Here is a 9,583-nt window from a genome sequence, read left to right as displayed (position 1 = left end):
GAGAGCATGATCCGCCTCGCCGCCATCGCCAACCTGGCCAAGCGAGCAACCGGAGAATCCACCTCTACCTGGCGAGACGCATAAAACGCAATCACTCATGAACTACGCGAACCAGACGTCCTCTAAGAGATTGCAGACCCATCGAACAATCTTTCAACAGCGAGAAAGGCCGCATGACCTCACGTTTCCGCACAGAGTGCAACAGATATTTCATACAGTGGTTCGCTGTTTATGGTGCTCTAAGCGGACCTCACATGGAGGACGACTAAGGTTTTTTCGGGGATCGTCGCGTTGGACTCTCCCACCGTGAATAACTCTGCCGCCTTCATACACACGCCATACCGCAACGATCGCCTCACGTCAGCTCACATGAAAACACACAGATAAAGCCAGTAGTCGATATACAGGATTCCAGAAATGTCACTAGCCAGCCTTCCTTCAATGCCAACCAGTCGAGGCAAGCAAGGAGGGATTGAACAGCTCGACATTGACACCTGGCTAGTTATCTGCCACTATCCCTACTTGGGATTACCTCTCACCGTTAACCCTCCCACGAAAGGGGAGTAAGAATATACCGTATCTAACCAGCCCACAAACCAACATAAGTGGCAACAGTGCAGCTCGGGCGCAAACTTCCCACCCAAAGGAATATAGTGGAAAACTGTCGCAGCTTTTTCAAGAGCGCATTTGTGACAACGATTACATCCGTGGTCGCACTAATGGGAACATCTTCATTTACGCTGAGCGGGGAGTCCATGAACTTACTGCTAAGTATTTCTCGCCAGAATTTAAATTCTCAATTTTCTCTCACTTCGGCATTTCTGGAATGCGAGCCGTCGGGTGACAATCGCCCTCGAGCCCAATCTGCTTGCATTAAACAGGGAAACACTCAAGAGCAAATCGGAAAGCATACGTAGAGAAGCGTACGCGCAAAGCTTCATAGGACAGCAACATCGAAATACATATAGGCGCCTGGGAATGAATCCGAGCGTCCCGTGTCAGGGGCACGGCAATCAATGTGGACCTAATTCCTTCTGAACGATCTTCGTGAGGCCCAGGTACCCCACGGGGCTGTTCGAGTACTGAGGATCGTGATGCTTTCATGGAGCTGGAATTGTGAAGCCTATCCGGTTAGACCGCACGGACAGTCCTCGTGCCCGAGAGGGGGGGCTGCGTGGGCGCCGGACGGACGCCCGTGCCTAACCTGGTCCGTAAAGCCTGAGGAAGATTGGCAGCGTCCAGCGTCTTCGCTGCTCGCGCTGGAGCCCCTCCGGCGCGAGCGGGGTACCGGCGAGCCGTTGTGGATCGTAGACGGGACGCTGATCCCGGTATGGGACCGTAGTGTGGCCACCTCCAGCCGGAACTACCGGTTCTCCGCGAACGTGCAGGTCATCGTGGACGCGGACACGCGCCTGGTGGTGGCCACCGCTCAGCCGGTGCCCGGCACTACCGCTGATGCCCGCGCGTGGCGGGCCTCCGGCCTGGCCGCAGTGTGCGGGGGCGTGATGGTGCTCGGCGACGGTGCCTACATCGGCACTGGTCTGATCGTGCCGCACCGCAAACGCCCTCGCCGACCGCTGTTGAAGGGCGAGGAGGAGGACAACGCCGAGCACCGTCGGGTCCGTGCTCGCGTGGAACACGTGATCGGCCGGATGAAGAACTACAAGATCCTCGCGACTGCCGACAACGCGACGACGGCCTCCATCACGCGGTCCAGGCCGTGGCCCACATGCACAACTTCGCCCTCGCCGCATGACCACCCACCGCTGGCCGTGACGTCTTTCACTGGCCCCGGCATGCCACCGAACTCGTCGGCATGATCAACGCCCGAACCCCGCCCACGACATGGGCACGGTGAATGCCTCTCAACAGCCAGCCACAGTCCCTGGGCGGTGGCGAGCGCGAAGTCCATCTCGACACAAGGGTTGCCGTCCACAAGGAGCTCGAACTCCTCGCAGACCAGTGCCTGACGCGCCCAGGGCTCGCCGTGGAGAAACCGTGTGGCCAGAAGGGGGACGTCCCCGTCGTTCACCACGAGTTCCAGACTGCCGGATGCAGGTCGTAGAACCATCGAGGCTCTGGTGCCGCAGGTCTCCAGCGGTCAGATGTCAGCTGGTTGGTCTCCCCGCAGCGCCGGCACAGATAGCTCTGGCTGATCTCCGACAGAGGATAGAACTCGAGGATCGGGCAGTGGCCGCAGCCCAGGATCAGCCCGCGGCGCAGTACGCCCTGGGACGTCCACTGATCCACCTGCTCTCGCCGCGCCGTCGGCTCCCATCCACGGTCATCGAGGCCGGCGATGGCCTCCCAGGACAGCACCGTTGCCGACTTGAGCTTCCACCAGCTGCCCACCGGGCAGCCCCCGGGGACGGCTGGAGACATGAACATGCGCAGCAGGGCCCACCCAGGGCTGGCAGCAAGATCTTCCAGCGCTGTCCTGGAACCAAGGAGGCGTTCGGTGATGGCTGCCCGCTTCCCTGCTGGACTCGGGCGGACGTCTGCACCTTGGGCAGATGCGGCGACCTTCAGCGTGCTCTTGATACCCGGCCAAGCCAGCCGTGGGGAGGCGAGGGAACCCGCCAGGGAAGCCCCGCTGTGGACGAAGTCGAAACGGTGCGACCAGTAGGTGACTCCCCCGTCCGCAGCTCGAACAAAGGTCTCCCACGGGTTCTGCCCTGCGGCAATCACGGCGTGCGAACCCAGTACAGGAAGGGGCGGCACGGGGTGGCTGGGGGCGGTGAGGGTGACCTGCCAGCGGTGCCTGTCGGGATCCAGACCGTTCGGGGCTTCCGCGGCCAACGAGAGAGATGCCTGAAGGGTGCCATCAGGTTCCCTGGTGACGGGCAGTGAACGCGGTCGGTCCCAGCTGTCCCTCAGGACCACCATCAACGGGTGGTCAATGTCGATGGCGTCAGGGTGCACTGCTTCGAAGGGACGTTCTTCCTCCTCAGGTTGAATCGACCTGAAGGAGCGCTTCTGCCACCTCTCCTCGATCTGCTGCCGAGTCTCGTCAACGGTCAGCGACGCGCTCGTCACCAGCACGCGCTTACGCGGCGAGAACAACCACAGTCTCCTGGCAGCAGACGGCAGGGCGGGGTTCGGGACGGCTCCCGTGTTCACTGTGGTTCGCTCGATGAAGGAGGAGCCCGACTGTGTCCCTGCGGCATCGCCACGAGTACGCCGCAGGCTTTCCTCGTGGCCTCCCAAGGCGGCTTCCGTACATGCCCCGGGAGTGGGCGAAAAAAGGGGGCGAGGCGACGGGCCCCTCGCCGGTCGACCGCCGCAAGACCGGCAGTAAACATCACCTGATCTGTGACGGCAACGGCACCCCGTTCAAGGTGATCACCACCGCGGCCAACGTCAACGATGTCACGCAGAGCCTGAACCTGGTCGACGGCATCCCGCCGGTCGCCGGCCGGCCCGGCCGTATCTGAGCCCAAGGCATGCGTCATTGACATCTCCTGCATGGGTGCACCGGTCAACATCGCTGCGGTGCTTGGGAGACATGACCGCACACAGCGGATACCCAAGGCGCGTCTCCGACGAACGCTAGGCACTGATCCAGCCGGTGCTGGCCGCCTGGCGGGCCGAGCGGCGCGGGCAGGCCTGGACATCGGCTGCCCGCCCGAGCACGACCTGCGCTCCCTGATGAACGCCATCCTCTACGTCGACCACACCGGCATCCCCTGGCGCTATCTGCCGCACGACTTCCCGCCCTGGCCGACGGCCTACCACTACTTCGCCTGCTGGCAGGAAGACGGAGTGTTCGAGCAGCTCACCGGTCTCCTGCAGCGTCTGGTCCGCGAGGGCCGCGACGCGGAGCAGTCCGCCTGTGTCCTGGACTCCCAGACTCCGCCAACGTGCACCTCACGGACCAGGGCAGAGCACGGACGCGGGCAAGCGCATCATCGGCCGTAAACGCCACCTGGGCACGGACACGCTCGGCCTGCTGCTGACCGTCATGGTCACCGCCGCGAGCGTCTCCGCCACCGCGGCCGGTGTCCGCCTGCTCTACCCCGGGACCAAACACGACTCCCAGGACGAAACGCTCTCTACCGGTAGTTCGTGAATACCGGTGGCGGGGTGGGTTGACGGCAGGTCGTGTTGGTCGTAGTCCGGTAGCAGGCGTGAACTGCCTTGCTGGGGGGGGCGAAGATGACCGCTCGCCGTCCGTGTCCGCCCGCGCCGGGACCGTTGGAGGAGTAGCGGCCCGGTTCGACGACCTCTTCTTCAGTCTGGCTCAGAGGCGGGGGTTCCGCGAGTACCCCACAGGGCTGCTCGCCCCGCGGGACCGGAACAAGGCGCTCACGTGTCTGGCCGGAGCGGAGCCGATGGCAGGCGCCGGCGGTCCGCTGGTGCAGCGGCTGCAGTTCTTCCTGTCCGAGTCCCCCTGGGAGGCAGGTCAACGACCGGCGACTTGAACTGCTGCGCGAGCAGGAGGCAACGGCACCGCATGACGGCGGGGTCATCGTGATCGACGACTCCGGGGACCGCAAGGACGGCACAGCGACCGCGCACGTGGGCCGGCAGTGGCTGGGCCGGTACGGCAAGACCGACAACGGCATCGTCACGGTGACCACGGTGTGGACCGACGGACGGATCTACTACCCACTGCACACACAGCCGCACACCCCCGCCCACCACTTCGACCGCGGCCGGGCCGATCCCGCCTTCCACACCAAACCGCAGATCTCCGCCGCGCTCGCGGCCCAGGGCAAGGAAGCGGGCTTCGCCTGCCGGGCCGTGGTGGCCGACTGCGCCTACTCCACGAGCGACGACTGGTACTTCGCCCTGCGCGATGCCGGGTTGCCCTACATCGTCGCACTCAAGCCGCACCACGGCTCCTGGTCCCGCGCCGACCAGCCGCACACCCCGATCGACGCCGCCCGTGCCCTGGCCGGCACCGGCCCCGACCATCCGGGCGACTGGATGCCGGTCGAGCGCCACTTCCGCGACGGACACACCCAGACCTGGTGGACCGCCGACGCCCGCCTGAGCGGCTACGGCCCGAACAGCCCGTGCCGCCTGGTCGTGGCCACCACCGATCCGGGCAGACTGCCGGAGAATGCCACCGGAGCCCGTGATGCCAGCAACTTGGTCACGCTGTGTACGTATGCGGGGGCAGTGCCTTCACTGATCCCAAAGCCCGCGGCGAGGGTGGTGTGCTCACGCAGGTAAGACCAGCGCCACCAGGGCCCGCTGGGAGGGCCGCAGCTTGCAGCGGCGGTCACCCTCGCGGGTGACGATCAGCATGGTGACCCACTCTACGAGGGCGTGCGGCAGGTCCAATGCGCAAGGATAGATAACCAACAGGGCTCCCTGGTCGGGTGGTTGAGACGTCAGGCATCTCGCCCAACAGTCAGGGAGCCCTGCTCGTTACGGGCCTACAGTTATCCCCCAATCGGTGGCCGCGCTGAAGGTCCTCAATATGAGGGCAGGAAGTGCAGCTCGATCTCTTCCTTGTGCTTGGCGAGCCAGGCCCGGACGGTCTTCGAGCGGTGGGCCGAGTGCCGGTCGGCGATCAGGTGGATCTTGTGGTCGAAGTGGCCGGTGCTCCGGGCGAGGAAGCGGCACATGACCTTCGCGTCGAACGACTCGGTAAAGATCACGAAGTGCATCCGGCCGCGGGTGCTGATCGCGGACATCGCGTTCACGGAGAACCGGTTCCCGGTGCGGCGGACCACCGGCGCTGTCCCCTTGACACCCCAAGTGCGGCCGGTGACCTGGTCCGAACGGATACCCACCTGGTCACCGAAGAGGACTTCACCCCCTGTCCGCCTTCGCCCTGGCCCGGATCGCCAGCCAGGTCTCCTCGCGCCAGGGGCGGACCGCTTCCGCATCCTGCTCGACGGCCCGCTTGTCCGGACGCTGGAAGGTCAGCCCCCACCGCTTGAGGTACTTACCCACACCAGGCTCGGTGAAGCGAACCCCGTACAGCTTGAAGATCAGCTCGCCTATCAGCCCCCGTGTCCACAACTGACCACAAAGCCCCAGGCCGGACGGGGTGTGATCGAGGACGGCCTGCCGCACGGCGGGGGCCTGCCCGGCCTCGGACAGGAGACCTGGTGTTCCCCGACGCGACGGCCTCGCGCGCGGGACAGCAATGCCTCCCGCCCGCCGACCTGCCACTTCACCCACCAGTTGTCCACAGCCTTGACCGACACCTTGAACAAGGCAGCGACCTCCACCCGGTCCCGGCGTTCCACCAACGCGGACACTGCCAGCAACCGCACAGCCTCCTGCGCATCCGGCGACCACGTTCGCGCATCCCCCACCAGCTCACTCACGCACAGTCAACGAGCCTGAACTCAAAGCGCTTCGGATCAATAGCAAAGTTACCGGCCCACAAGAAAACCTTAACTGGATTATCCGACCCTCCTCTTTACCGGAAACGACTTCAGGGGTGGGTTACACACCATCTCACTCTCCTCCGGCTTCGACGGCTGAATATCCTCCCAGGCGCCCCACTTTGCTAAATTTCCTGGAAGTTTCTTCACTCCGACAATATTCCTTTCCCCTCCGACATAAGCCCTCAGCCCAGCCTCCTGAGCTGCCCTCTGGACTGGATCGGGATTCCCTTGTGGAACTGGCCCCATTTTCGAAAGTCCAGACTCGTCAATCCAGTACGATGTATCGTCGCTCATTTCACTGTACTTGAGATGTCGGTGCCGACCCTTGGTACAGTCTTCTTTTTCGCATTGAATTACATCAAGGATTGCCTTCGTTCCCTGCAACCTGCTGTACCATCCAGTAGGAGAGAAAAGGTCTGAGAACCCCCAAACGTCACTCAACTTATAGTACCTTTTTTCTTCATTTAGGTCCACTAGGCAACCTTGGGAATTCCCAGGAGCTTTAGGAATCTTGCCCCATTTATCCTCGAGCCCTTCGATCTCTTTCTGGACTTTATCGAAGTGGTGTAGCTCTTCGGCCGTATACGTGTCTTTACTGCCCTTGAGCCCGTCTACGGTTTTTGAAATATCCCACGCAGCGTCCATCGCTTCGCCCATTTTCTTGATATCTGCGGCACCATCAATCACCTTCTTGGCACTTTGCACGAACGCTCTCGGATTTAATGTAATGATGTCGATACTGCCCTGGATCGCTTTCCCTACCGCCGTGTTGTGATTGCCATAGATTAAAAACATCAATGGCTTGTTCGTGTTGTTCAGGAGATATGATCCGCTGAGAGGAAGCTGCTTGAGGATCTGCTTGTCTGCCTTCAGGCAGACAAGCGGATCTCTGAACGTAGGGCTTGAGCGAGGAGCCCTACTATGGCTTGCGTGCGCGATTGAAGGAACGGCAAAAATCAGCGAGGCGGCAATTGTTACCGATGTTGAACGAAGGATGTTCATAGGCAAAACCTCCGGGTGGCTATTTGATCTGAAACTCTATCGGTTCTATTCGGGGGTGACGACCTCCCACCCACCGAGGGTCCAGACAGGCCAGACCGATCTCGTTGAACCGGTGAATCATGTCCCGGACAGTGCCCTCGTCCGCCTGCACCAGCTTAGCGACCACCGGCAACCGTGGCCTCGGGGGTGGGAGAGTTCAACAGCACATGGGGCCTGACTCACGGGCCTCGACCTTGCGGTGCCGGCGGGCAGAGACGTCGGCGGAGACCTCGACCACGCGGCCCTCGTTGTCGAAGAAGCGGATCGCGTAGCCGCCCCCGGGAGTCTCCAGCCATTCCGGCTCGTGGACCAACTGCACGCCGTGATCCGTCAGTTGTGTGGCCAAGGCGTCGACATCGCCGGTGCCGACGGCACCGAAGGCAATGAGGTCCTTGCGCTTGTGGACGTCCTCGCGCAACCGCACCACGTACTGCTCCGGGGAGCCTTCGGCAGGCAGAAACGAGACACCGGTGTCACCGGCGGTCTCCGCCAGGCCCCACAGCTCGGTGTAGAACCGGCGCTGCTCGGCGAAGTTGGGCATGGCGATATCTACGTGCCACAGGTGATCACAACCAATAAGCTGCACTCCTACGGCGCCGCCCACCGCCAGGCCATGGCCTCGGTGGAACGGCACTCCTCGAAGTACCCTGAACAACCGGGTGGAAAACTCCCACCATCCGGCCCATCAGCTCGAGAGAGCGATGAACGCTTCACCTCGCAATGCCGTCGCCGTAGATAGCAACACTAACGTTGCGTCCATGTAATTTCGCTACCGTCAAACCATAGCTCCTTGCCTTGATAAGTACATTGGGACTTATAGAAGTATTTGTCCGTCCCACCCTTATCGTACCACCTATCCGTAAACCAGCTACGCCCCCCCCTTTGGTTGTATTTATCGAACCTATATTCACTTCCTTTGAGGCACTTGCCAGCTTCCCACTTCAGTTCACCACTGCGCTGGGGAATATATTCTTCGTCGCCGTCCTTGCCCTTACGGGTGTACGCTGTTGCACCATTCCCTTTAGGCTCGGCGCAGCTCTCTTTCGGCTTACTGAAAACTTGACCTGCCGATGCATCTGATGCCATCAAGAGCACCATTGAACATGCCCCCATCGCTAACCCAAAGCTGACACGTAGCCTGTTTCGCATTTTTCACGCTCCTGCCAGGAAAGTCCGACTAAAGCAATTTCTGCAACCGGGAAGGTTATCCAAAGGTCGATGGATTATGGGTAGCTGCTCACTGAGAACAAGATGGGCCCCTTCGGAGCACCGTGCGAGGCGTCATCGTGAGCACAGGCTGTCGGGATTCGAGGCGCTTCCATCGCACTACCGTCTTGAGCCCATATTAGCTGTCTCTCTTTATCGGGAATGGCGGGCTGTCGAACTAGAGCCAGGGGCTGGGCGGCCACATATGCTGCCATTGCGGAAAGCTGTGATGCTATAGGATGCATGAGCGGCAATCCATTTACTGCTGGAAGCGACAAGCACCCCCTATCTAACCGATGCCACTAGCACCCAAATCAGTTATTTTACGGAGTCATATCCTTTTTTATAGTCCAAGCAGTCATCGCCGGCCACCAAGCCTACAGGCTCACATAAGGCGTTATTCGCCTTCAGTAAGCTCTTCTTCTTATCCTTATTTTTCCGCTTCTCAAAATTCGCCCGCGCCACGCCCATCTTATACCAGCGGGAAGCGTCGTCTTCAATATCGCCGATCTTTACGTTTGCCGGGTTGGATTTCTCCATCATGGCTGAGGAGTCTCCCAGACTTCCCTCAAGCGCGCCAGCTGGCGTGACAACGAAAACTCCCGCGAGAGCAATCCCCGTAATGATTCCGGCTAGTTTAATGATCCGACTCACCTCTACCTCTATTTTACTGGAATCGAATTAAGTTCTGATGCGCAAAGACTCTGCCACTTTACTGACTTTGTCTGTGTCTTGTCGTGGGGCTGACAGGTGGTGATCGTTGCGGTATGCCGTTGGGATGGAGTATCCGCAAGGAGGTGGGCTGGCTGCCGAGCGACGGGCTTCCCGTGAGCGGATCCGTCTCGAGGCGGCCGAGTTAAGAGGACGTCTGGTTCGCGTAGTTCATGAGTGATTGCGTTTTATGCGTCTCGCCAGGTAGAGGTGGATTCTCCGGTTGCTCGCTTGGCCAGGTTGGCGATGGCGGCGAGGCGGATCATGCTCTCGGA

Annotated in this window: 8 protein-coding genes and 8 pseudogenes; 6 read left to right on the top strand and 10 right to left on the bottom strand. The window is 61.2% G+C overall.

What is annotated here, in order from left to right; genetic code table 11:
- Nucleotides 1–1,250: 1,250 nt before the first annotated feature.
- Nucleotides 1,251–1,756: pseudogene (locus tag ACFPP6_RS36015) on the top strand (transposase family protein); the annotation flags it as partial.
- 272 nt (nucleotides 1,757–2,028) lie between these two features.
- Here the strand turns inward: ACFPP6_RS36015 and ACFPP6_RS36010 are convergent.
- Complete coding sequence (locus ACFPP6_RS36010; RefSeq protein ID WP_382051089.1) at nucleotides 2,029–3,063, bottom strand: hypothetical protein; 1,035 nt, start codon at nucleotides 3,061–3,063, stop codon at nucleotides 2,029–2,031.
- Between the two features lie 173 nt (nucleotides 3,064–3,236).
- Between ACFPP6_RS36010 and ACFPP6_RS36005 the strand changes: the two are divergent.
- The 3 pseudogenes from ACFPP6_RS36005 to ACFPP6_RS35995 all read left to right on the top strand — a co-directional run.
- Nucleotides 3,237–3,425: pseudogene (locus tag ACFPP6_RS36005) on the top strand (transposase); the annotation flags it as partial.
- A gap of 131 nt (nucleotides 3,426–3,556) precedes the next feature.
- Nucleotides 3,557–4,012 (top strand): annotated as a pseudogene (locus ACFPP6_RS36000) (transposase); the annotation flags it as partial.
- A 143-nt stretch (nucleotides 4,013–4,155) separates the two neighbouring features.
- A pseudogene (locus ACFPP6_RS35995) lies at nucleotides 4,156–5,073 on the top strand (IS701 family transposase); the annotation flags it as partial.
- On the opposite strand, the pseudogene ACFPP6_RS36610 reads toward ACFPP6_RS35995, so the two are convergent.
- The 7 genes and pseudogenes from ACFPP6_RS36610 to ACFPP6_RS35970 form a co-directional block, all read right to left on the bottom strand.
- Nucleotides 5,073–5,310 (bottom strand): annotated as a pseudogene (locus ACFPP6_RS36610) (helix-turn-helix domain-containing protein); the annotation flags it as partial. The pseudogenes ACFPP6_RS35995 and ACFPP6_RS36610 sit on opposite strands and share 1 nt — an antisense overlap.
- A gap of 113 nt (nucleotides 5,311–5,423) precedes the next feature.
- Complete coding sequence (locus tag ACFPP6_RS36605; RefSeq protein WP_417802670.1) at nucleotides 5,424–5,840, bottom strand: transposase; 417 nt, start codon at nucleotides 5,838–5,840, stop codon at nucleotides 5,424–5,426.
- Complete coding sequence (locus ACFPP6_RS36600; protein ID WP_417802668.1) at nucleotides 5,764–6,030, bottom strand: helix-turn-helix domain-containing protein; 267 nt, start codon at nucleotides 6,028–6,030, stop codon at nucleotides 5,764–5,766. The genes ACFPP6_RS36605 and ACFPP6_RS36600 overlap by 77 nt, the downstream gene beginning before the upstream one ends.
- Complete coding sequence (locus tag ACFPP6_RS36595) at nucleotides 5,958–6,188, bottom strand: helix-turn-helix domain-containing protein (RefSeq protein WP_417802672.1); 231 nt, start codon at nucleotides 6,186–6,188, stop codon at nucleotides 5,958–5,960. Before ACFPP6_RS36595 ends, ACFPP6_RS36600 begins: the two co-directional genes overlap by 73 nt.
- Before the next feature lie 177 nt (nucleotides 6,189–6,365).
- Nucleotides 6,366–7,352 carry a hypothetical protein gene (locus ACFPP6_RS35980; protein WP_382051088.1) on the bottom strand — a complete coding sequence of 329 codons (987 nt, stop codon included), beginning with the start codon at nucleotides 7,350–7,352 and terminating at the stop codon, nucleotides 6,366–6,368.
- A 46-nt stretch (nucleotides 7,353–7,398) separates the two neighbouring features.
- Nucleotides 7,399–7,524: pseudogene (locus tag ACFPP6_RS35975) on the bottom strand (helix-turn-helix domain-containing protein); the annotation flags it as partial.
- Nucleotides 7,525–7,548: 24 nt separating this feature from the next.
- The gene (locus ACFPP6_RS35970) at nucleotides 7,549–7,932 is read right to left on the bottom strand and encodes a VOC family protein (RefSeq protein ID WP_382051087.1); all 384 of its coding nucleotides are present in this window, start codon (nucleotides 7,930–7,932) and stop codon (nucleotides 7,549–7,551) included.
- Between the two features lie 12 nt (nucleotides 7,933–7,944).
- On the opposite strand from ACFPP6_RS35970, the pseudogene ACFPP6_RS36695 reads away from it, so the two are divergent.
- A pseudogene (locus ACFPP6_RS36695) lies at nucleotides 7,945–8,095 on the top strand (IS6 family transposase); the annotation flags it as partial.
- A 40-nt stretch (nucleotides 8,096–8,135) separates the two neighbouring features.
- Here the strand turns inward: ACFPP6_RS36695 and ACFPP6_RS35965 are convergent.
- Both ACFPP6_RS35965 and ACFPP6_RS35960 read right to left on the bottom strand, forming a co-directional pair.
- Entirely contained in the window at nucleotides 8,136–8,477 is a 342-nt protein-coding gene (locus tag ACFPP6_RS35965; protein ID WP_382051086.1) for a hypothetical protein, read from the bottom strand.
- A gap of 438 nt (nucleotides 8,478–8,915) precedes the next feature.
- Nucleotides 8,916–9,251, bottom strand: a complete 336-nt coding sequence (locus tag ACFPP6_RS35960; protein WP_382051085.1) for a hypothetical protein — start codon at nucleotides 9,249–9,251, stop codon at nucleotides 8,916–8,918.
- A 124-nt stretch (nucleotides 9,252–9,375) separates the two neighbouring features.
- On the opposite strand from ACFPP6_RS35960, the pseudogene ACFPP6_RS36690 reads away from it, so the two are divergent.
- A pseudogene (locus tag ACFPP6_RS36690) lies at nucleotides 9,376–9,456 on the top strand (helix-turn-helix domain-containing protein); the annotation flags it as partial.
- Nucleotides 9,457–9,583: the final 127 nt, after the last annotated feature.

This window comes from Streptomyces aureoversilis, assembly GCF_042657885.1.
In the GTDB taxonomy this organism is placed as follows: domain Bacteria; phylum Actinomycetota; class Actinomycetes; order Streptomycetales; family Streptomycetaceae; genus Streptomyces; species Streptomyces aureoversilis.
The sequence above is the reverse complement of the archived record's forward strand: the minus strand, read 5'-3'. Positions and strand labels throughout refer to the sequence as shown.

Coding starts and splice junctions, on each gene's coding strand:
- ACFPP6_RS36605 (WP_417802670.1), bottom strand. CDS start 5,840: ATGCGGAAGCGGTCCGCCCCTGGCGCGAGGAGACCTGGCTGGCGATCC.
- ACFPP6_RS35980 (WP_382051088.1), bottom strand. CDS start 7,352: ATGAACATCCTTCGTTCAACATCGGTAACAATTGCCGCCTCGCTGATT.
- ACFPP6_RS35970 (WP_382051087.1), bottom strand. CDS start 7,932: ATGCCCAACTTCGCCGAGCAGCGCCGGTTCTACACCGAGCTGTGGGGC.
- ACFPP6_RS35965 (WP_382051086.1), bottom strand. CDS start 8,477: ATGGCATCAGATGCATCGGCAGGTCAAGTTTTCAGTAAGCCGAAAGAG.